The organism is Streptomyces sp. E11-3 (genome assembly GCF_046540415.1).
Taxonomy (GTDB): Bacteria; Actinomycetota; Actinomycetes; order Streptomycetales; family Streptomycetaceae; genus Streptomyces.
Genome location: NZ_JAZGRL010000001.1, coordinates 2,584,448 through 2,605,782 on the forward strand (window position 1 = coordinate 2,584,448; position 21,335 = coordinate 2,605,782).

General features: G+C 68.3%; 19 protein-coding genes and 3 pseudogenes. 9 read left to right on the forward strand and 13 right to left on the reverse strand.

The window, feature by feature from the left end:
- Window positions 1–1,018 precede the first annotated feature (1,018 nt).
- Genes U9R90_RS11595 through U9R90_RS11605 form a run of 3 tightly spaced genes read right to left on the reverse strand, consistent with a single transcriptional unit; the run spans window position 1,019 to window position 2,598 of the window.
- Complete coding sequence (locus U9R90_RS11595) at window positions 1,019–1,420, reverse strand: DUF6113 family protein (protein ID WP_411056343.1); 402 nt, start codon at window positions 1,418–1,420, stop codon at window positions 1,019–1,021.
- The gene (gene mshB / locus U9R90_RS11600; protein ID WP_411056344.1) at window positions 1,417–2,367 is read right to left on the reverse strand and encodes an N-acetyl-1-D-myo-inositol-2-amino-2-deoxy-alpha-D-glucopyranoside deacetylase; all 951 of its coding nucleotides are present in this window, start codon (window positions 2,365–2,367) and stop codon (window positions 1,417–1,419) included. The genes U9R90_RS11595 and mshB overlap by 4 nt, the downstream gene beginning before the upstream one ends.
- 36 nt (window positions 2,368–2,403) lie before the next feature.
- Window positions 2,404–2,598, reverse strand: coding sequence for a hypothetical protein (locus tag U9R90_RS11605; RefSeq protein ID WP_411056345.1), 195 nt, complete (start codon window positions 2,596–2,598; stop codon window positions 2,404–2,406).
- 198 nt (window positions 2,599–2,796) lie between these two features.
- On the opposite strand from U9R90_RS11605, the gene U9R90_RS11610 reads away from it, so the two are divergent.
- The 6 genes and pseudogenes from U9R90_RS11610 to U9R90_RS11635 form a co-directional block, all read left to right on the forward strand.
- The gene (locus U9R90_RS11610; protein WP_411056346.1) at window positions 2,797–4,959 is read left to right on the forward strand and encodes a prolyl oligopeptidase family serine peptidase; all 2,163 of its coding nucleotides are present in this window, start codon (window positions 2,797–2,799) and stop codon (window positions 4,957–4,959) included.
- Between the two features lie 381 nt (window positions 4,960–5,340).
- Entirely contained in the window at window positions 5,341–6,987 is a 1,647-nt protein-coding gene (locus U9R90_RS11615; protein ID WP_411056347.1) for an ABC transporter substrate-binding protein, read from the forward strand.
- Between the two features lie 131 nt (window positions 6,988–7,118).
- Complete coding sequence (locus tag U9R90_RS11620; RefSeq protein ID WP_411056348.1) at window positions 7,119–8,048, forward strand: ABC transporter permease; 930 nt, start codon at window positions 7,119–7,121, stop codon at window positions 8,046–8,048.
- Window positions 8,041–9,006 carry an ABC transporter permease gene (locus U9R90_RS11625; RefSeq protein WP_411056349.1) on the forward strand — a complete coding sequence of 322 codons (966 nt, stop codon included), beginning with the start codon at window positions 8,041–8,043 and terminating at the stop codon, window positions 9,004–9,006. The genes U9R90_RS11620 and U9R90_RS11625 overlap by 8 nt, the downstream gene beginning before the upstream one ends.
- Before the next feature lie 11 nt (window positions 9,007–9,017).
- The gene (locus U9R90_RS11630) at window positions 9,018–10,049 is read left to right on the forward strand and encodes an ABC transporter ATP-binding protein (RefSeq protein WP_411056350.1); all 1,032 of its coding nucleotides are present in this window, start codon (window positions 9,018–9,020) and stop codon (window positions 10,047–10,049) included.
- Window positions 10,042–10,458, forward strand: a pseudogene (locus U9R90_RS11635) (ATP-binding cassette domain-containing protein); the annotation flags it as partial. The gene U9R90_RS11630 and the pseudogene U9R90_RS11635, both read left to right, overlap by 8 nt.
- Before the next feature lie 2 nt (window positions 10,459–10,460).
- Here U9R90_RS11635 and U9R90_RS11640 read toward each other — a convergent pair.
- From U9R90_RS11640 to U9R90_RS11660, 5 genes and pseudogenes are all read right to left on the reverse strand, one after another.
- Window positions 10,461–10,862, reverse strand: a pseudogene (locus U9R90_RS11640) (ATP-binding cassette domain-containing protein); the annotation flags it as partial.
- Window positions 10,855–11,832, reverse strand: a complete 978-nt coding sequence (locus tag U9R90_RS11645) for an ABC transporter ATP-binding protein (protein ID WP_411056351.1) — start codon at window positions 11,830–11,832, stop codon at window positions 10,855–10,857. The gene U9R90_RS11645 and the pseudogene U9R90_RS11640, both read right to left, overlap by 8 nt.
- A 22-nt stretch (window positions 11,833–11,854) precedes the next feature.
- On the reverse strand, window positions 11,855–12,844 hold the full coding sequence (locus U9R90_RS11650) for an ABC transporter permease (RefSeq protein ID WP_411056352.1): 990 nt from the start codon (window positions 12,842–12,844) through the stop codon (window positions 11,855–11,857).
- The gene (locus U9R90_RS11655) at window positions 12,837–13,760 is read right to left on the reverse strand and encodes an ABC transporter permease (RefSeq protein ID WP_411056353.1); all 924 of its coding nucleotides are present in this window, start codon (window positions 13,758–13,760) and stop codon (window positions 12,837–12,839) included. Before U9R90_RS11655 ends, U9R90_RS11650 begins: the two co-directional genes overlap by 8 nt.
- Before the next feature lie 71 nt (window positions 13,761–13,831).
- The gene (locus U9R90_RS11660) at window positions 13,832–15,460 is read right to left on the reverse strand and encodes an ABC transporter substrate-binding protein (protein ID WP_411056354.1); all 1,629 of its coding nucleotides are present in this window, start codon (window positions 15,458–15,460) and stop codon (window positions 13,832–13,834) included.
- Window positions 15,461–15,631: 171 nt separating this feature from the next.
- Here U9R90_RS11660 and U9R90_RS11665 point away from each other — a divergent pair, with 171 nt between their 5' ends.
- A complete protein-coding gene (locus U9R90_RS11665; RefSeq protein ID WP_411056355.1) occupies window positions 15,632–16,222 on the forward strand; it encodes a Uma2 family endonuclease in 591 nt (196 codons plus the stop codon).
- 72 nt (window positions 16,223–16,294) lie between these two features.
- Here the strand turns inward: U9R90_RS11665 and U9R90_RS11670 are convergent, their stop codons facing one another.
- The 5 genes and pseudogenes from U9R90_RS11670 to U9R90_RS11690 all read right to left on the reverse strand — a co-directional run bounded on the left by U9R90_RS11670 (window position 16,295) and on the right by U9R90_RS11690 (window position 20,436).
- A complete protein-coding gene (locus U9R90_RS11670; protein WP_411056356.1) occupies window positions 16,295–17,251 on the reverse strand; it encodes a hypothetical protein in 957 nt (318 codons plus the stop codon).
- On the reverse strand, window positions 17,248–18,663 hold the full coding sequence (locus U9R90_RS11675) for a phenylacetate--CoA ligase family protein (protein ID WP_411056357.1): 1,416 nt from the start codon (window positions 18,661–18,663) through the stop codon (window positions 17,248–17,250). The genes U9R90_RS11670 and U9R90_RS11675 overlap by 4 nt, the downstream gene beginning before the upstream one ends.
- A 457-nt stretch (window positions 18,664–19,120) precedes the next feature.
- On the reverse strand, window positions 19,121–19,321 hold the full coding sequence (locus U9R90_RS11680) for a DUF397 domain-containing protein (protein ID WP_411056358.1): 201 nt from the start codon (window positions 19,319–19,321) through the stop codon (window positions 19,121–19,123).
- A 25-nt stretch (window positions 19,322–19,346) separates the two neighbouring features.
- Window positions 19,347–19,466, reverse strand: a pseudogene (locus U9R90_RS11685) (DUF397 domain-containing protein); the annotation flags it as partial.
- Window positions 19,467–19,476: 10 nt separating this feature from the next.
- Window positions 19,477–20,436 (reverse strand): helix-turn-helix domain-containing protein, encoded by a 960-nt coding sequence (locus U9R90_RS11690; protein WP_411056359.1) that lies wholly within the window; start codon window positions 20,434–20,436, stop codon window positions 19,477–19,479.
- A 62-nt stretch (window positions 20,437–20,498) separates the two neighbouring features.
- On the opposite strand from U9R90_RS11690, the gene U9R90_RS11695 reads away from it, so the two are divergent.
- Together U9R90_RS11695 and U9R90_RS11700 are read left to right on the forward strand one after the other, a co-directional pair.
- Window positions 20,499–20,915, forward strand: a complete 417-nt coding sequence (locus U9R90_RS11695; RefSeq protein WP_411056360.1) for an ATP-binding protein — start codon at window positions 20,499–20,501, stop codon at window positions 20,913–20,915.
- Complete coding sequence (locus tag U9R90_RS11700) at window positions 20,912–21,250, forward strand: DUF6247 family protein (protein WP_411056361.1); 339 nt, start codon at window positions 20,912–20,914, stop codon at window positions 21,248–21,250. Before U9R90_RS11695 ends, U9R90_RS11700 begins: the two co-directional genes overlap by 4 nt.
- Window positions 21,251–21,335 lie beyond the last annotated feature (85 nt).

The following is a 21,335-nucleotide window of genomic DNA, read 5'->3' on the forward strand; positions in this document are numbered from 1 at the left end:
TCCACCAATACCGGGACCACCCGGACCGCCCGTGCCAGGACCACCGGCACCGGGACCAGCAGCACCCGGACCACCAACGCCAAGGCCACCACTGCCCGGACCGCCGCTACCCGGACCACCGGCCACGGGGCCACCCACGCCTGGTGCGCCATTCCCTGGCGCACCAGCGCCAGCGCCAGGGCCGCCAGGCCCGCCAGCGCCCCGCGGGCCCGCCCCGGAGCCGTACGGACCGGAGCCGTTGCCCTGGGCCGCGGCGCCGGCGCCGAAGCCTCCGGCGCCCGCGCCGCCCCGCGTACCGGAAGCGTCCGGGGCGCCGCCGGGGCCGCCCGGGGCGCTACCAGCGCCCCGTGGGGCCGCGGGCGACTTGCGCGGCGCGAACCAGTCGCTCGTCTTCTCCTCGGCCGGTTCGTCGGCCGCCGAGGCCCCGGCGCCACCCGCGCCGCCACCCGACGTCTCGCCGCTCCGTGCGGAGCCTCCAGGGGCACTCCCCTGGGCACCTCCAGAGGGACCCGCCGAGCCGGACCCACGGGGCGCGTCCGCGCCCCCCGAGTCCGCGTCCCGGGATCCGGTCCCAGACGCGGCCCCGGACCCCGGCTTGTCGCCCTCGTTCATCGGCGTTCGCATCACCACAGGCGGGATGGGTCGCGAGCCGGGAATGTTGATCCGGACACGCGTGGTCAGCGTCGTCTGCGTCTCCGACGACTCATCGGACTGCGTCTCGGCAGCCTGCTGCTCCGCGTCCACCCCCGTGTCGCGGGCGCCCGCGGGCGATCCGTACGGCGGTGTCCCGGAGGGGTATGCGGCACCCCCGCGCCTCTGCGGCCCGGAGGACGAACTGTCAGTTTCACGACTCAAGGCAGGTTCTCCCGATCGGCTCCGCCGCCCGCCAATTCTTTATCTCAAGGTCACAGCACCCTGCGCGGGCAGCTCGGCGGCGCGCACCACCATACTGGCCGCGCTCGGTCGTCATCCCGTGACCGCCGTCAAACCCGTACCACGGGGGGTTCGAAGTGGTATGTCACTTCCCAAGTCGGGCGACGGGTCCGGCTGGTTGCCGTGGCAGCCAGACCGTGGCGCACATCACAGCGACCCCGATCCCGCCCAGCAGATAGAGGTACGTACTCAGTCCGGCGGCGAACACGAAGTCGCCCTCGGGCCTGCTGACCGTCAGCACGACCACGGCCAGCAGCCAGCCCACCGCGGGCGCGAACACCCCGCCTTGGCCGCCAAGGGCCCGTGCCCCGCCCAGGAAGACACCGGCCGCGCCAAGCAGCGCGAGCAGCAGCCCGCCGGGGAACCAGGCGGCCTGCACCAGGGACCCCGCGGCACCGACCAACACCCCAAGTACCGCCAACAGCACATATGCCGCGATGCGTCCCGCTCTGAGCGGCTGGGTCAGAAATCCACCAGGCGTACTCACGACGACGCCGCCTCTCCCGAACCGAGCCCGAGCCCGAGCCCTAGTCCTGGCCCTAGCCCCAGCCCCGCGAACAGGTCCGTCTCCCGTTCGCCGGGCGCCGATCCCCGCTCGCCCCGCGCCAGTTCGTAGTACTCGACGCCGAACAGCGGCTGGGCCAGTTCGTTCGAGAGCGCGAACAGCGGCTGGGCCACCTCGATCTGGGTGGCGTGCGTGCCCATCGCCGCCGCCTTGGCCGCCGCCGCGAACCCGCGCCCGTCGATCTCGGTGGTCACGCGCGCGTCGTCCACCACGCCCGGTACGTCACCGACGCTCGCGGCCCGCGTGAACGGCGAGGCCGCCAGCTGCTCGGGCAGCCGCGCGAAGGCCGCCTCGACCTCCGAGCGCGGCGCGCGGTTCCAGTAGATCTTGGCGATGGTGTGCGGGTCTCCCAGATCGCGCCGGAAGGCCGGTTCGGCGGCGAGTTCGGCGGCGCGCGTCGCCACCCGGTGGGCCTTGATGTGGTCGGGGTGGCCGTAGCCGCCGTCGGGGTCGTAGGTGACCAGGACCTGGGGGCGTACCTCGCGGATGATCTCGACGAGCGGCGCGGCCGCGTCGTCCACGTCGGCGGCCCAGAACGCGCCCTCGCGGTGGTTCTGCTCGGTGCCCATCATCCCGGAGTCGCGGTACCGTCCGGGGCCGCCGAGGAAGCGGTGGTCGGTGACGCCCAGCTCCTTCATCGCGGCGGTGAGCTCCGTGACGCGGTGCGGGCCGAGGGCGTCGTCCCGGTCGGCCGCGAGATGTGCGAGCGAGGGCGGAATGATCTCGCCCTCCTCGCCGAGTGTGCAGGTCACCAAGGTGACCTGGGCGCCGTCCGCGGCATACGCGGCCATGGTGGCGCCGTTGTTGATCGACTCGTCGTCGGGGTGGGCGTGCACCAGGAGCAGACGCCGCTCGGGCAGTTCGGTCATGCCCCCAGCCTACGAGCCCACCGGGGCGGAACCTGGTCAGAACTTGATGTCTCCGAGCATGCCCGCGACGTTGGTCGTCAGTTCGTTGATGGTGGGGGCAACCGAGGAACTGGCCAGATAGAAGCCGAGGAGTACGCAGACGATCGCGTGCCCCGCCTTCAGGCCGGACTTTCTGATCAGCACGACGACGAGGACCAGGAACAGCACCACCGCCGAGATCGAGAGCGCCACGGCAGTCCACCTCCAAGACAGCCAGAACATCCGGTAACGACAAGGGCCCGAGCAGCAAAGGGTCGTACGTCAACACAAGTGCCGGCAGAGGTATACCCACCGACCGCTATGGATCATAACTTTCCGTGTGTACGCATGGATCGGTGCATCGCAGCATGAGGGGGCGCATGACCGTCTCCGGATCAGTAGCCTCGGGGAATGACCACCGGACAGCACTCCTTCCCGCGTCGGCACGCACGCACCCAGCGCTTCAGGCTGGGCGCACCGCACGCGTTCACGGTGTCGCCCGACGGCGCCCGTGTGGCCTTCCTCCGTTCCGGGTCCGGCACCGATCGGTCTCATCAACTGTGGGTACTGGACGTTGACGCCCCGGACTCCGACGGCGGTAGGGAACGGGTCGCGGCCGATCCGCGGGCGCTGCTTGGCGGCCGGGCCGAGGAGCTGTCCGCCGAGGAGCTGGCGCGCCGGGAGCGCAGCCGCGAGGGTGGCGCCGGAATTGTCGGGTATGCCACGGACGCGGCCGTGGAGTTGGCGGCGTTCGCGCTCTCCGGGCGGCTGTTCACGGCGGAGTTGCGGGCGGGCACCGCGCGGGAACTGTCCGTACCGGGACCGGTGATCGATCCGCGCCCCTCGCCTGACGGGCGTCATGTGGCGTACGTCGCCGGGGGCGCGCTGCGGGTGATCGGCGCGGAGGGCGAGGCGGACCGCGCGCTCGCCGAGCCCGAGCGGCGATCGGATTCCGGGCGTGTCACCTACGGCCTCGCGGAGTTCATCGCCGCCGAGGAGATGGGCCGTTCGCGGGGCTTCTGGTGGTCGCCGGACTCGGACCGGCTGCTGGTCGCCCGGGTCGACGACACCCCCGTACAACGCTGGTGGATCGCCGATCCCGCGCACCCGGACCGCGAGCCCACACCGATCGCCTATCCGGCGGCCGGGACGCCCAACGCCGAGGTGCGGCTGTTCGTGCTCGGTCTGGACGGCTCGCGCCAGGAGGTGGTGTGGGACCGGGCGCGCTATCCGTATCTGACCCGTACACACTGGTCGGCCGCGGGCGCCCCGCTGATCCTGGTGCAGTCCAGGGACCAGCGCGGGCAGGTGTATCTGGCCGTGGACCCGGACACCGGGGCGACCCGGATGGTGCACGCCGACACGGCATCCGAGGACAGGGACTGGCTGGAGCTGCTGCCCGGTGTTCCGGCCTGGACGCCGTCCGGGCAGCTGGTGCGGATCGCGGACGAGGGCGGCGCGCGGGTGCTCACGGTCGGCGAACGGCCGCTGACAGGCCCGCAGTTGCAGGTGCGCGCGGTCCTGGATGTCGCGGATGACGATGTGCTGATCGCCGCGTCCGCCGGCGGCGCCGCGCCCCGTGGTGAGATCGGCGAGATCCATGTCTACCGGGTCAACGAGCTGGGCGTGGAGCGGGTCTCACAGGAGCCGGGAGTGCACTCGGCGGTGCGGTCGGGCAAGGTGACGGTGCTGGTCTCCGCACGCCCTGAGTACCCCGGCGCACGGGTGCGGGTGCTGTCCGGGGGCAAGCAGACGGCGCTCGTCGCGTCGCATGCGGAGCGTCCGGGCATCACGCCGCGCGTGACGCTGACCGAGGCGGGTGAGCGGCGTATCCCGTGCGCCGTGCTGCTCCCTGCCGGCTATCGCGACACGGACGGCCCGCTGCCCGTACTGCTCGATCCGTACGGCGGTCCGCACCACGCGCGCGTGGTCGCCGCGCACAATCCGTATCTGACCTCACAGTGGTTCGCCGACCAGGGCTTCGCGGTGCTCGTCGCGGACGGCCGCGGCACGCCGGGCCGCACCCCCGCCTGGGAGAAGGCGGTACAGAACGACCTGGCCGCGGTGGTGCTCGACGACCAGGTCGAGGCGCTCCACTCACTCGCCGGCGCGTTCCCCTTCGACCTGTCGCGGGTCGCGATCCGCGGCTGGTCGTTCGGCGGCTATCTGGCGGGACTCGCGGTGCTGCGCCGACCCGATGTGTTCCACGCGGGCATCGTGGGCGCCCCGGTCACCGACCAGCGGCTGTACGACACCCACTACACGGAGCGCTATCTGGGCGACCCGCGCGAGCAACCGGAGGTGTACGCCGCCAACTCGCTGGTCACCGACGACGGTCTGTCGGGCGCGGTGGAACCGGCCCGCCCGCTGATGATCGTGCACGGCCTCGCCGACGACAACGTGGTGATGGCGCACAGTCTGCGGCTGTCGTCGGCGCTGCTGGCCGCGGGGCGCCCGCACGAGGTGCTGCCGCTGTCGGGCGTGACCCATATGACGCCACAGGAGCAGGTCGCGGAGAATCTGCTGCTGCTTCAGGTGGACTTCCTGAAGCGGTCGTTGGGACTGGCTCCCTGAGCGCACCGGGACCGTGGGCACGGGCACGGGGCGACCGGCCGGAGCGACATGGCGCGCTCCGGCCGGTCTACGGCACCCGCACGGCCGTACGTTCTTCAGAGTGTCGCGTCCTCATATCGGATGCGCATCGATCAAGTTGCCTGCGTGTTAACGCGGTTGACGGTCATTCATCCCCATACGCCACCCGTGACCGGCCGTCGTCAATCACGCCGCCGTGTCAATCGGGATTCCCTTTGCTCAAGAACTGAGCGATTTTCGCTACGCCCTCTCATTCCTCTTGACTGCGTCATCGGGCGGCGTCAGAGTCCGGTCAACTCACTCCGGAATTGGATCTCCAGGAATATACCGGATGTACGGATGGACTCTCACGAGGAGGAATCCATGCGCGGTACCAAGAGCGCCAGGTGGGTAGCGAGCGCGATTGTCGTCGCCCTCGCCGCGACCGCTGCCTGCACCAGCGACAACGGCGACGACGGCAATGGCGGCAAGCCAGGAAAGGGCGGCACGGTCGACCCGGACGGCATCGTCCGGCTCGCCAACAGTGAGCCGCAGGCCACGCTGCACCCGGCCAACTCCCAGGACACCGCGGGCGGCCAGGTCATCAAGGGTCTGTTCTCGTCGCTCGTCGACTACGACGACAAGAGCGAGCTGGTCATGGTCAACGCGGAGTCGGTCGAGTCCGACGACGCCACGACCTGGACCGTGAAGCTCAAGAAGGGCTGGAAGTTCCACGACGGCAGCGATGTCACCGCTCAGTCGTACATCGACGCCTGGAACTGGAGCGCCAACATCGAGAACGACCAGAAGAACAGCTTCTGGTTCGCCGACATCAAGGGCTACGACGACGTCCACCCGGAGAAGGGCAAGCCGAAGACCGACAAGATGGCGGGGCTGAAGGTCGTCGACGACCACACCTTCACCATCGAACTCAACAACCGCGTCAGTTACTACCCCTACAAGCTGGCGTACAACGCGTTCTCGCCACTGCCCAGCGCCTTCTTCGACGACCCCAAGGCGTACGGCACGAAGCCCGTCGGCAACGGCCCCTATCAATTCGTCAGCTGGGACCGCAAGAAAAAGATCGTGGTGAAACGATTCGACGACTACGCGGGTCCTGACAAGGCCAAGAACGGCGGCGTCGAATACGTCAACTACCAGACCCTCGAAGCGGAATATGACGCGGTGAAGTCCGGTAACGCGGACATCCTCACCACGGTCCCGCCGCGCGACCTGCCGAAGTACCACGACGACAAGGGCGTCACCGCCGTCGACGCCCCGATGGCCGGGATCATGAGCCTGCAGCTGAACTTCCAGGCCAAGGGCTGGGAGGACGTCGACCCGAAGATCCTCCAGGGCATCTCCCAGGCGATCAACCGCGAGCAGATCTCCAAGACCGTGCTGCGCGGCTCCCGGGTCCCGGCCAGCAGCCTGGTGGGCCCGAACGTCAAGGGCTATGTGGAGGGCGTGGCCGGCGACTACACCAAGTACGACCCGGCGGCGGCCAAGAAGCTCATCGCGGACGGCGGCGGCGTCCCGAACAACGAGATCTTCATCCAGTACAACGCGGACGGCGGGCACAAGGAGTGGGTCGAGGCGGTCTGCAACAGCATCCGCCAGGCCATCGACGTCGAGTGCAAGGGCGACTCCAAGCCGGACTTCCAGACCGACCTGGACGTGCGTGAGGCCGGGGACGTCAAGACCTTCTACCGCGGCGGCTGGGTGCTCGACTACCCGATCAACGTGAACTTCCTCAAGGAGCTGTTCCACTCCAAGGCCAGCGCCAACTACGGCAAGTTCAACAACAAGAAGGTCGACGACCTGTTCAAGGCGGGCGACCAGGCAGCGTCCCTGGAGGAGACCGTCAAGGCCTACCAGGACGCCGAGAAGGCGATGTTCGAGGAGGGCACGCTGCCGGCGATCCCACTCTTCTACTACCAGACGAACGCGGCCCACGGCGCCAAGGTGCGGGGCGTGGAGTTCGACCTGGCGAACTTCGCGATCGTGCAGAACGTCGAGGTTCTGAAGTAGCCGTCGGCGAGCCGAGGGCCGCTCCGCCCGACGGGGCGTCCCTCGGCTCCCCCTGGTCCGGTCCGCCGGCGAAGTACTGGCGGAGAACCGGGCGGAGTACTGGCGGAGTAGTAGCGGAGTAAGGAGGACGGATGGGGCGCTATGTCGCACGACGTCTGCTCCAGATGATCCCGGTGTTCATCGGGGTCACCCTGCTGGTCTTCCTCATGATGTACGCCCTGCCCGGCGATCCGGTGCGGGCCCTGTGGGGAGACCAGTCCTTCGACCCGGCCCAGATCGAGGCGATGCGCCACGACCTGGGGCTCGACCAGCCGCTGTGGAAGCAGTACCTCGACTATCTGGCCGGTCTTCCACAGGGCGACTTCGGCGAGTCGATCGCCAACCAGATACCCGTATCGGAGATCATCGCGGACGCCCTGCCGACCACCGCGCGCCTGGCGTTCCTCGCGTTCACCTTCACCGTGGTGCTCGGTGTCGCGCTCGGCACGCTCGCCGGGCTGCGGGCCGGGACGGCGGTGGACACCCTCGTCCTGTTCCTCACCCTGCTGTTCATCTCGGTACCGATCTTCGTGCTCGGCTATATCGCCCAGTACTTCTTCGGGCACCGGCTCGGCTGGGTCACCCCGGTCGTCAACGACTCCGAGGACTGGGGCCAGTTGGTGCTGCCCGCCCTGGTGCTCGGCTCGCTGTCACTGGCGTACGTCGCCCGGCTGACCCGGACCTCGATCGCCGAGAACCTGCGCGCGGACTACATGCGCACCGCGGTCGCCAAGGGCCTGCCCCGGTTCCGCATCCTCCGTATGCACCTGCTGCGGAACTCGATGATCCCGGTGGTCACCTTCCTCGGCGTGGACATCGGCGGGCTGCTCGCGGGCGCGGTGGTCACCGAGGGCATCTTCAACATCAACGGAATCGGCAGCGAGATGTTCGACGCGCTGTTCCGTCGCGAGGGTTCCACGGTGGTCGGCATCGTGACGCTGATCGTCATCATCTACCTCGTTGTCAGCCTGGTCGTCGACCTGCTCTACGCGGTCCTGGACCCGAGGATTCGCTATGCCTGACCTGACCAAGAGCGGGACGGACGGGAAGGACGGGAAGGAGCCGCGGGACGCTCCGGTCGCACCCGCCGCGCCGGCCGCCGCCGAACCCGCGCCCGGCAAGCCGCACAGCCTGTGGTCGGACGCCTGGCACGACCTGCGCCGCAGTCCCGTCTTCCTGATATCCGCGGCGATGATCCTCCTGCTGCTGCTCATGGCGTTCTTCCCCTCGCTGTTCACCAGCGGGGACCCGCGCGGCGCCGACCTGGACAAGTTCCTCCAGGAGCCGGACTTCGGCGCCGTGTTCCAGCCGGAGTGGCTCGGCTACGACGGCCAGGGCTACAGCATCTACACCCGCATGATCTACGGCACCCGGGCCTCCATCACGGTCGGCGTCCTGACCACCCTGATCGTCACCCTGCTCGGCGGGGTGACCGGCATGCTGGCCGGGTACTTCGGCGGCTGGGTGGACGCCCTGATCTCCCGGTTCATCGACGTCTTCCTCGGCATCCCGTTCCTGCTGGGCGCCATGGTCGTCCTGGTCGCGCTGGAGACCCGTACGGTCTACGTCGTGGTCACAGCCCTGGTGATCTTCGGCTGGACCCTGGTGGCGCGGGTGATGCGCGGTTCGGTGATCAGCGTGAAGCAGGCGGACTACGTCCAGGCCGCCAGGGCGCTGGGGGCGGGCACCCCTCGGATCCTGCTACGGCACATCCTGCCCAACGCCGTCGCCCCGGTGATCGTCGTGGCGACCATCGCGCTCGGCGGCTATATCGCGGCCGAGGCGACGCTTACGTACCTGGGGATCGGTCTGCAGCCGCCGACCGTGTCCTGGGGCGTCGACATCAGCGCGGGCAAGGACCAGATCCGTACCGCCCCACATGTGCTGCTGTGGCCCGGCGTCATTCTCAGCTTCACGATCCTGGCGTTCATCATGCTCGGCGACGCCGTCCGTGAAGCCCTCGACCCCAAGCTGCGCTGAGGGAGGCCTACGTGACGACTGAGGCGCATGTGCCCACTGCCGACGGTCCGTTGCTCGAAGTCAGGGACCTGCACGTCGAGTTCCGCACGAGGGACGCGGTGATCAAGGCCGTCAACGGCGTGAACTACTCCGTCAGCGCGGGCGAGACGCTGGCCGTGCTCGGCGAGTCCGGGTCCGGCAAGTCCGTGACCGCGCAGGCGATCATGGGCATCCTCGACATGCCGCCCGGCAGGATCCCCAAGGGCCGGATCACCTTCCGCGGCGAGGACATGCTCACCATGTCGGGCGAGGAACGCCGGAGCATCCGCGGCCGCAAGATCGCGATGATCTTCCAGGACGCGCTGTCGTCCCTCAACCCGGTGCTCTCCGTGGGCTACCAGCTCGGTGAGATGTTCCGCGTCCACCAGGGCCTGTCCCGTAAGGAGGCCAAGAGCCGGTCTGTCGAGCTGATGGAACGCGTCCGCATCCCGGCCGCCCGGCAGCGGGTGAACGACTACCCGCACCAGTTCTCCGGCGGCATGCGCCAGCGCATCATGATCGCCATGGCGCTGGCCCTTGAGCCCGACCTGATCATCGCCGACGAGCCGACCACGGCCCTGGACGTCACCGTGCAGGCCCAGGTCATGAGTCTGCTCGCGGAGTTGCAGCGCGAGTTCCACATGGGCCTGATCCTGATCACCCATGACCTGGGCGTGGTCGCCGACGTCGCGGACAAGATCGCGGTGATGTACGCGGGCCGGATCGTGGAGACCGCCCCGGTGCACGAGCTGTACAAACGCCCCGCGCATCCGTACACGCGCGGCCTGCTCGACTCCATCCCGCGCCTGGACCAGAAGGGCCAGGAGCTGTACGCGATCGAGGGCCTGCCGCCCAACATGGCCCAGGTGCCCACGGGTTGCGCCTTCCACCCACGCTGCCCGATGGCCCAGGACATCTGCCGTACGGAGGTGCCGCCGCTGCACCCGGTCCGCGAGCGGGACGGCAGCGAGCTGGTCGGGCGGGGCAGTGCGTGCCACTTCTGGAAGGAGACGATCCATGGCTGAGCTCACCAAGGCCGGTGGGCGGCGGCCCGACGAGCCGATCCTCCAAGTACGCGAGCTGGTCAAGCACTTCCCGCTCACCGTGGGCATCGTCTTCAGGCGGCACGTCGGCGCGGTCAAGGCGGTGGACGGGATCTCGTTCGACCTCCACCAGGGCGAGACGCTGGGCATCGTCGGGGAGTCCGGCTGCGGCAAGTCGACCGTGGCCCGGCTGCTGATGACACTGGAGACGGCGACCTCGGGTGAGGTCTTCTTCAAGGGCGAGGACATCACGCGGCTGTCGGGGCGGGCGCTCAAGGCCGTACGGCGCAACATCCAGATGGTGTTCCAGGACCCGTACACCTCGCTGAACCCGAGGATGACGGTCGGCGACATCATCGGAGAGCCGTACGAGATCCACCCCGAGGTCGCCNGCTCTCCGATGATGTCGCCGACCGTCATCCTCGGGTTCAGCGAGGTGTACGGGTCCTGGAACACCATCTGGATGTTGCGCCGTACGGCCTTGAGTGCCCGCCCCGACAGCCGGGTCACGTCCTCGCCCTTGTAGAGGATCTCGCCCGCGGTCGGCCGCTCCAGGTTCACCAGCAGCTTGGCGACCGTCGACTTGCCGCAGCCGGACTCGCCGACGATGCCGAGTGTCTCGCCCTGGTGGAGGACGAAGTCGACGCCGTCGACGGCCTTGACCGCGCCGATCTGCTTCTTGAAGAGGATGCCGCGGGTGAGCGGGAAGTACTTGACCAGGCCGCGTACTTCGAGGATCGGCTCGCCCTCGCCGACCGGGGCGGACTCCTCGGCCTCCTTGGTGAGCTCAGGCATCGCGCAGCGTCTCCTTCCAGAAGTGGCAGGCGCTCTGCCGGTCCTTCGAGACCTCGGACAGCGGCGGCACATCGGTGCGGCACACGTCCTGGGCCCTGGGGCAGCGCGGGTTGAAGGGGCAGCCGGGCGGGATCGCCGTCAGGTTGGGCGGCAGGCCCTTGATCGCGTACAGCTCCTGGCCCTTCTGGTCCAGGCGCGGGATGGAGTCGAGGAGGCCTCGGGTGTACGGGTGCGCGGGGGCCTTGTAGATCTCGTGCACGGGGGCGGTCTCCACGATCTTGCCCGCGTACATCACCGCGATCTTGTCCGCGACGTCCGCGACCACACCCAGGTCGTGGGTGATGAGGATCAGCCCCATGTTCAGCTCGCGCTGCAACTCCGCGAGCAGGTCCATCACCTGGGCCTGCACGGTGACGTCCAGCGCGGTGGTCGGCTCGTCGGCGATGATCAGCGAGGGTTCCAGAGCCATCGCCATGGCGATCATGATGCGCTGGCGCATACCGCCGGAGAACTGGTGCGGGTACTGCCCGACCCGTTCCCTGGCGGCCGGGATGCGCACCCGCTCCATCAGCTCGATCGCCTTGTTCCGCGCGTCCTTCTTGGACATCCCGCGGTGGACGATGAACATCTCGCCGAGCTGGTCGCCCACCGAGAGCACCGGGTTCAGCGAGGACAGCGCGTCCTGGAAAATCATGGCCATCTCGGCGCCCCGGACCTTCCGCCGCTCCTCCTCCTTGAGGGTCAGCAGGTCCCGTCCCTGGAAGACGACCTCCCCGCCGGTGATCTTCCCGGGCGGCATATCCAGAATGCCCATGATCGCCTGCGCGGTCACCGACTTGCCGGACCCCGACTCGCCGAGCACGGCCAGGGTCTCGCCCGCGTCCACCGAGTAGCTGACACCGTTGACCGCCTTGGCGACCCCGTCCCTCGTACGGAATTCCACCTGTAGGTCGCGTACGTCGAGCAACATCGTCCGGTGCCTCCTCGGCGACTCAGCGCAGCTTGGGGTCGAGGGCGTCGCGCACCGCGTCGCCGAGCATGATGAACGCGAGCACCGTGATGCTCAGCGCGCCCGCGGGATACAGGAGCATGTGCGGGGCGTTTCGGATCTGCGGGGCGGCGTTGGAGATGTCGATGCCCCAGGAGACCGTGGGGGGCCTGAGGCCCACGCCGAGGAACGACAGGGTCGCCTCAAGGGAGATGTACGTACCGAGAGCGATGGTCGCCACGACGATGACCGGGGCGACGGCGTTGGGCGCGATATGCCGCAGCAGCATCCGCCCGCTGCCCGCGCCGAGCGCACGGGCCGCCTGGACGTAGTCGTTCTGCTTGGCGGTGATCACCGAACCACGGGCGATACGCGCGATCTGCGGCCAGCCGAGCAGCACGATGAAGCCGACCACCGGCCAGACCGTGGAGCTGGTCACCACGGACAGGAAGACCAGGCCGCCAAGGACCACCGGGATACCGAAGAAGACATCCGCGACACGCGACAGCAGCGCGTCTCCCCAACCGCCGAAGAACCCGGCGAGCCCCCCGAGCAGCGAGCCGAGCAGCGCCGCGCCGAGCGTCGCGCAGATGCCGACCGTGATGGAGGCGCGGGCGCCGTACACCGTGCGGGTGTAGACGTCGCAGCCCTGGGTGTTGTAACCGAAGGGATGCCCTGGCGACGCGCCCTGCTGGGACTTGGACAGCTCGCAGAACTGCGGGTCGCCGCTGGCGATCAGCTGCGGCCAGATCGCGATGGTGACGAGGAAGAGGATCAGCAGAGCGGAGACGATGAAGATGGGGCTGCGGCGCAGCTGGTGCCAGGCGTCGGACCAGAGGCTGCGCGGCTTGCCCGTCGGTCCGGTGCCTTCGGGGCCACCGGGGGTCTTCTCCAGGGTCTCGGCCTCGTCCATCGCGAGGTCCATGGAGCCTCCCGCTCCGGTGGGTGCGATGGCCTGCCTGTTGATGTCTTGCGGGTCGTACGGCTCAGGCATAGCGAATCCTCGGGTCCAGGACCGCGTAGAGCAGGTCGACGAGCAGGTTCGCCACCAGGAAGACGATCACCAGGATCGTCACGAAGCCGACGACGGTGGGGGCGTTGTTGCGGAGGATGCCCTGGTAGATCTGGAAGCCGACGCCGTGGATGTTGAAGATCTTCTCGGTGACGATGGCGCCGCCCATCAGGAAACCGATGTCGGCGCCGATGAAGGTGACCACCGGGATCAGCGAGTTCCGCAGCAGGTGGCGGCTGATGACCCGGTGCCTGGGCAGTCCCTTGGCGATGGCGGTACGTACGTAGTCGGCGCGGACGTTCTCGGCGATGGAGGTACGGGTGAGCCGGGTGACGTAGGCGAGGGAGACCAGGGCGAGGACGACGCCGGGCAGGAGCAGCTCGCTGAACGGCGCCTCCGACGACACGCTCGGGCGGATGATCCCCCATTTCACGCCCAGCAGGAACTGCAGCACATAGCCGCTGACGAAGGTGGGGATCGAGATCACCAGGAGGGTCATCAGCAGGACGGAGTTGTCCACGAACCGGCCGCGCTTGAGGCCGCTGGCCACGCCGAGGCTGATGCCGACGACCAGTTCGATCAGGATGGCCACCAGGGTCAGCCGCAGGGTCACCGGGTAGGCGCTGGCCATCAGTTCGGTGACCTTCTGGCCGTTGAAGGCGGTACCGAAGTCGCCCTGGAAGATCTGGCCCATGTAGAGGAGGTACTGCTTCCACAGGGGCTCATCGAGGTGGAGGTCGTGGCGGATACGGGCGGCGGTCGCCGGGTCGGGCGCCTTGTCGCCGAAGAGGGCCGCGACCGGGTCACCGAGCGCGTACACCATGAAGAAGATCAGGAACGTGCTGCCGATGAACACCGGGATCATCTGGAGCAGCCGCCGGATCACATAGCGTCCCATGGGGGCTCCGGAGGTAGGACTGAAGGCCGTTGCCCGGAGGGTGCTTTCCAGGAACGGCCTTCAGTGGAGGGTCAGTTGACCTTGATCTGGTCGTAGACCGGAACGCTGAACTGGTTCAGGGCGACATCCGAGACCTTGTCCGAGTAGCCGGCGCTGCCGTTCTGGTACCAGAGCGGGATGGCGGGCATCTCTTCGGCGAGGATCTCCTCGGCCTCCTGGAACGCCTCGATGGCGGCTTCTTCGTCGGACTCCTGGTTGGCCTTGTCGACGAGCGCGTCGAACTCCTTGTTGCTGAACTTCCCGTCGTTGGACGAGGCGCCGGTGTAGTAGAGCGGCTGCAGGAAGTTCTGGATGAGCGGGTAGTCCGCCTGCCAGCCGGCCCGGAACGGACCGGTCATCTTGTCGGTGGTCACCTGACTGCGGTAGTCGGCGAAGGTACCGACCGGGTTGACCGTGCAGACCGTGCCCTCGCCTAGCGCGTTGTTGATGCTGTTGCAGACGGCGTCCATCCACTGGCGGTGCGACCCGGTGTCGACGTTGGAGGTGAGGGTGACCTTCCCGCCGGGCAGCCCGCCGCCCTCCTCGATCAGCTTCTTCGCCTCGTCCGCATCGAACTCGCAGGCGTCACCGCAGACTTCGTCGTCGTACCCGCCCTTATCGCCGAGTGCCGGGGAGGTCCAGTCCTTGGCCGGGGTGCGGGTCTCCTGGAAGATCTGCTTGGTGATCTCCTCGCGGTTGATCGCCATGGACAGCCCGCGCCGGACCTTCTCCGTCCCCTCCTTCGACCAGTCGTCCTGGTAGAGCGGGAAGGTGATCGTCTGGATGATGAGGGCGGGCTGGTTGATATACCGGTCCCCGAGATCGCTCTCGACGTTCTTGAGTTGCTGCGCCGGGACGTCGTCGACGAGATCTAGGTTCCCCGCCATCAGGTCCGTGTACGCGGTGTTGTTGTCGGTGTAGACAACGAGATCCACGCCACCGTTCTCGGCCTTGTCCTCGCCGCTGTACTCGTCCCACGCCCGGAGCTTCATGCTGGAGCCCTTGGAGTACGAGTCCACCGTGTACGGGCCGTTGCCGATGGGCTTGTTCAACCAGGCCTCGTGGTCGCTGAAGAACGCTTCGGGCAGCGGCGAGAAGGCCTGATAGCCGAGGGTCTCGGGCCAGGTCGAGAACTTCTCCTTCAATTCGACCGTGAAGGTGTTGTCCCCCGTGACCTTCAGCCCGGACATCTCTTCGGCCTTGGCGTCACCGGACTCCGGGTGGACCTCGTCGTATCCGACGATGGACGAGAAGAACGGCGCGTTGTTCTGCTTGTTGTCGATATGCGCGGCGTAGTTCCAGGCGTCGACGAACGACTTCGCGGTGACGTCCTCGCCGTTGCTGAACTTCCACCCGTCCTTGAGCGTGACGGTGAAGTTCTGCGAGTCCTCGGTCTCGATACCCTCGGCGACCATGTCCTTGGCCTCGCCGGTCTCCGGGTCGTACCGCTTCAGCCCCCGGAAGATCATGTCCAGGACCTTGCCGCCCTGCACCTCGTTCGTGTTCGCCGGCTCCAGCGGATTCTGCGGATCACCCCACGAGGACCGCACGATGCCGGAACCGTCACCGCCGCCGCTGCCGCTGTCGTCGCCGCAGGCCGTCGCCGCCAGGGCGACGGCGACCGCGCATGCGGCCCACTTGGCGTGCGTGGCTCCACGCATGGGGTGCCTCCTTGGGTGCCTAAGTCTGACTTAGGCCCAAATACACCCCACGCTGTTGCCTAGCGCACCTTTAGTACCGCTGTCTGTGCGTTCTGCGACGCAGAATCCCCCGGATGCCCGAGTGGGCGGCCGGGGGCGCCGAGCGGGGGCCGTTCTCGCTACCCTCAAGGTATGGACTACGCGAAGATGCGCGCGATCGCTGAGGATCTCTCGGCTTACGCCGAGCGCCTTGAGGGGTCCTGGAGCGTCGAGATCGGCCCTTCGGGTCCGTTCCTCGCCATGATGTGCCCCTCGAAACGCCACGAGGGCACAGTCCGCCGCATCCGCAACCAACTGAACGATCAACTCTCCGCCACCCACCCCGGCTACATCTGCGAGAACGGCCCCGAGATAGAGCATCCCTCGATCGGGCGTATGCGGCGGCCGGACGCCGTCGTGATCCCCGAGGCCGTACTCGACGAGGAGGGCCTCACCGTCGACGCCACGCAGGTCCTGGCCGTCATCGAGATCGTCTCCCCGTCGAACCCGAACAACGACTACGGCGAGAAGCTGTCCGAGTACCCGGCCATGGGTATCGGCCACTACCTGATCGTCGACCCGCGCACCGGCACCATCGAGGTGCACTCCGAGCCCTGCCGGGACCGCTACGCGCGAAAGGACCCGTATATCTTCGGCGACGCGGTGCCGTTCGGCCCGTGGACGGTGGAGACCGCCGACTTCCGCCGCTACGGGAAGCCGGGGCCGGGGAACGACAAGCGTTGAGTCAGATACCAGTCACGAATTAAGAGAAAGCCCCCGCCCCGCCGTGGTCAGCGGGAACGGGGACAGGGCCCTTCAACTGCCTAGCCCACCTGTAGTACTGCTGAGTACCGCTGTCTGTGCGTTCTGCGACGCAGAATCCCCCGGATGCCCGAGTGGGCGCGCGGCGGGTGGCCGGACCTCGACCATCCTGCGCTCCGGGCCGCTGCGGCGCAGGACGAGATAGCCGACGAAGGCCGCGGGCCCGAAGAAGATCTGCGCGGGAATCAGGGTCGGCAGATCTCCGGTGACCGCCTCGACCAGCATCGGGGTCATCGGCGGGAGGAGTCCGCCGAAGACGGTGACAAGCCCGAGCGCGACGTACAGCCCCCGCCGCCCGTACGACTTGTACGCGACGGTGCTGTACAGCGCGTACACCAGCAGATCGCCCATCCCCACGACGGCCCCGAGGTCCCCGATGCGGATGCCTGCCGACGGGGCGAAGGCGTACCCCTGCACCGCGTTGAACAGCCGCTGGGTGATCGGTACGACGGTGGCGAAGAAGATGTCGTACACGGCCAGCGCCAGCGCGAACCGGGACACATGGCGCAGCCGGAGCCCGCCCTGGGCGTTGAGGTTGGCCGCGCCGACCGCCATCATCACGATCATGGTGCTGTTGACCAGCCAGTAGGGCGTGGCGTCCGTGGGGTCGTTCTCCGCCGCTCGGGCGGTGATCCAGTCGGCCGCCACCAGGCCGAGGATGAGCAGCCAGCGCAGCCAGCCGGGCCGGATCACCGAGCCCCAGGTGACGGCGAGACCGCCGATCAGGGTCAGGCCGAGCACCAGCGGCAACAGCCAGCCGGGCAGGGCGAGATAGAGAAACGGAAGCGCGACGACGAAGGCCATCATGATGACCATGTCGTTGCCGTTGAAGGCGCCGACGGCCGGCCTGGGGAGGGTGAACCGCCGGAAGAAGGCGACGCCCGCGAGCGCGACGCCCACCGAGATACCCAGCGTGACCAGAATGAAGAAGGCGTGCTGTGCGGTGCTCACGCGGCCCTCCCGGTGAAGCTGCTCTCCGTCAGGTCGGAGCGGTATCGGCGTAGTTCACGGCCGTCCACGTCCACGATGTCGAGGTCGGTGTCGATACCGGCGGATGCGAAGCGGGCGATCACGTCCGAGCGGTCCCAGTCCGCCGACTGCGACGTCGGCAGCTCGATCCGCAGCCGGCCCTCGACGACGGAGGCCCGGTGCCGCACCGGCCAGCGGACCCCCGGCAGGGCGTCGAGCACCTCGATGACATCGCGCGGCGTCACCACGCCTTCGGCCGTACGCAGCACATGGTCGGCCTTGCCGAGGATGTGCGAGGTCGCCGGCACGTTCGCCATCTCGCAGTCGAGCGACCCGTCGGGCAGCCGTCGTACGAGGTCGCGGGTGTCGTAGCGGAAGAGCGGCATGCACTCCCGGTACGGGTAGAAGGGCGTCGCCACGATCGTGCCGAGCGCGCCGGGCTCGGCCGGTTCGCCCGTCTCCAGGTCACACACCTCGACGAGGCCGATGCTGGCGTCGATATGCAGATGGCGCTGCCGGCAGATCGCCCCGGCCATGGGGGTCAGCTCGGTCATGCCATAGCCGTCGTGGACGCGGGCGCCGAAGGTGTCGGCGGCGGCTTCCGCGAGGGCGGAGGAGAGCACCTCGCTGCCGACGTTGATGGCACGCAGCCTGAAGTCCTCCGGGCCCAGCCCTCGTTCGCGGGCCAGGGTGATCAACTGGCCGAGGTAGCTGGGGTAGGTGACCATCAGCGTCGGTGATCCTGCGCCGGTGCCGACCATGAGGTCCAGCGTCTCGGCGGGCGGCACCAGGCCCACCATCCGGATGGACGCGCCCACCAGGCGGGCCACCTGCATCTCGGCGTACGAGGTGCCGGTCGCACGCGAACTCACGTTGAACTGCATCAGATCGGTGCTGCGCATACTGCCGCGCAGGATCTGGGAAAGCGCCACGAGCGCGGGCCAGAGCCGCTCCTCGTAGGCGGAATACCAGATCTCCGCGGGCCGCCCCGTCGTCCCCGTGGTCCGGGAGGCGAGAAAGGGCTCGCCGCACAGGAAATCCTCGGCGCGCTTGACCAGGTCCGTCTTGGTGGTGACCGGCACCGCACCGACGTTTTCCATGGTCAGCCCGGCCGGATCGACTCCGGCGGCCTTGAAGTGCTCAGCGTAGAAAGCCGATTGGGTCGTGAGTCGTTCGGCGGTGCGGCGCAGGGCCTTGTTCGTCAGATCGGTTCGCATCTGGGGGTCGGCGGACGCGCCGCGCAGCAGCTGCTCGACGTCCTCACCGGGAGAACCGAATTCGGCAAGTGTCTCTAACGCGTCGGCGACGAGTTTCTCCGCGGAACGCACATTGATCGGACGGCCGACGACCATCGCCAACGCCAGCCGGAACTGCCGGATACCCGAGTCGAACATGACCCTCCCCGCCCGAAATACCGAAGTCCGAAAACCCGCGGTGCCGGGGTGGGCGACCGATCGGCCGCCCACCCCGGAGCCCCTACTAGCTGGGGCAGTTGGAGAACAGCACGCCGGCCATGGAGCCGACGATGTACTTCGTGTGCTTCAGGGTGGAGACGATCGCGGACATTCGAGAACCTCCTACGTCGTGACGATCACCAGTCGGTGACCGCGAGTAATGCTCTGGGTAGATGATCAGCCCTGTCAAGGCCAATCACGTAAATTCTGTTCGGAAGTCGGTCACCGAATACGGAATATCGGACTCCTTTAATGCGGAACCACCTATCGCCAATTGCTGCTGCGAATGGGCGTTTTGGCGTCGCACCCGGGGTTGAGCACGTCCGACACAGCGGTCACGCCGACTTCGTGCGCGATCGAATCGACGACCGAATCGACCGTACGGCCGCCGCCCGCGCTACGGCGCGTCCGCGCCTTGCGCCGCCCCGGTGAGGCTGTGCAGCAGGGCGCGGAGGGCGGTGGGGGTGGTGGCGATGACCGCGGCCGGGGTGTCGCTCTCGCGGAGGTGGGGGCGACCGGTGGGGTCTGTGGACACCTCTACGCAGGTGTCGGCGCCCCCTTCGCTGAAGCTGGACTTCTGCCACCTGAGCCGAGCCATGCACGCCTTCNGTGGTGGCGATGACCGCGGCCGGGGTGTCGCTCTCGCGGAGGTGGGGGCGACCGGTGGGGTCTGTGGACACCTCTACGCAGGTGTCGGCGCCCCCTTCGCTGAAGCTGGACTTCTGCCACCTGAGCCGAGCCATGCACGCCTTCCTAGAGCAGCGGGTAAAGGAGTCGCTGGATCAGCCCCAGCGAGTCCTTCGCGGCATGCGCCTCGGGCGGGACCGCCGCGTCAACCGGAGGAAGTGCCGCTTCCCGCAGCCTAGCGAACAGGCTCCGGTACTTGACGACCGCCTCGGCATCCCCCAGGTACAGGGACTTCTCGACGTGCGCGACGATCACCGTGCTCAGCTCCCGGACCGGGGGTTCGATGAGTGTGAACGATGTTCCGAACGGGACCGGCCCGTCGAACGGCAGGATCTGCACGGTCACTTGAGGCGACCGCGAGGCTTCGATCAGCCGCTGCAACTGCTCTCGCATGACGTCCTGGTCACCCAACGACGGGTGGAGCGCCGCCTCGTGCACGATCGCGTGCAGGTGCGGCGGGCGCTGCCCGGTCAGGACGCGCTGCCGCCGCATCCGGAACTCGACGGCCAGGTCATGCTCGTCATTCGTGGCGCGCGCATACCCGCGCCGGTGAATGGCGGTCGCGTACGCCTCGGTCTGCAACAGGCCCGGCACGAACATCGGCTCGTAGCAGGTCAAAGTCTGGGCTGAGGCCTCCAGTTCGGCCAGGTCGAGGAGCGAGGGCCGCAGCCGCCCTCGGTACTCGCTCCACCAGCCCTTGCCGGAGTCCTGCTCCATGTCGACCAAGGCACCTATCAAAGTGGCATCACTGATACGGCACTCTGACGCCAGCGTGCGGAGTCGGTCGGCTCCGATCGTGGTGCGCCCCGCCTCGATGTGACTCAGCTGCGGTTGCTTCATGCCGAGCCGGGCGGCCAGCTCGTACGACGACAAACTCGCGCTCTCCCGCAACCGTCGCAGCTCTACACCAAGCCTCCGTTGCCGGTAGCTCGGACTCGTCCTCAGCCCCACGCCTCCCCCTTCGCTCAGTGCGATCCAGTCTCCGCCTGAACTAGCAATACCTACAAGCAGGTTGCAGTGATGCACCCACCATCCCTACCGTGAGTATGACGCTAGTCACAGCAGGTACTCACCCTGGAGGGTGCCATATGCGCACGCCCGAACAACCCGACCCCCTCTGGTCCTACGGACTCGCCATCCCCCACGCGCCCCACGCCGTCGGCGTCGTCCGCGCGACCATCCGCGGCATCCTCCGAGCCGCCAGGCTCACCTGCATCACCGACACGGTCGAACTGCTCGCATCCGAGCTCGCCACCAACGCCTACCGGCACTCCGTAGCCGAGGCATACGTCTGCATCGACCGCGTCCTGAACGACGTACGCGTCACCGTGTGGGACCACGGCCCGGGCACCCCCGCCCCCGCCGAGGCGCCGCCTGACGCCGTCTCCGGGCGCGGGCTCGGCATCGTCCAGGCGTGCGCGGACGACTGGGGCGTGCGGAGCTACCCGCACGGCAAGGCGGTGTGGTTCACCGTGACCGCGAAGCCAGAGGGCGATCAGGCATGACGGCGAGCACTCCCGAAGAGCTGCGCCGTGCGCTCACGCTACTCGCACCAGACGCGCTGCCGACGTTCGACGCCGAGCGCGCCGACGCCCTGCGGCAGGCGCGCGAGCAGGTCAGCGCCGCGCCGATGCGCCGCTTCGTCGGGCAGTGGGCGGTGTACGTCGCGGTGGAGCGCCACCCAGAGCAGGCGGCAGCGCTGTGGGACCTCAAAGCGCGGGCCGCCACGACCGACAGCCACGAGGAGGCCCGAGCCATCGCGGCAGAGATCGGCCGCATCCTCGACGCCGCCTGCGACGGGGCCGGGGCCGGGATCGAGAACGGTCGAGGAGCCTCGTGAGCGGGCGTCGACGTCACCGAGATCAAGGAGGGGCCGCGCCGGGGCCACCGCCATCACCCGAGTGATCCCACCGTTCGACGAGCTC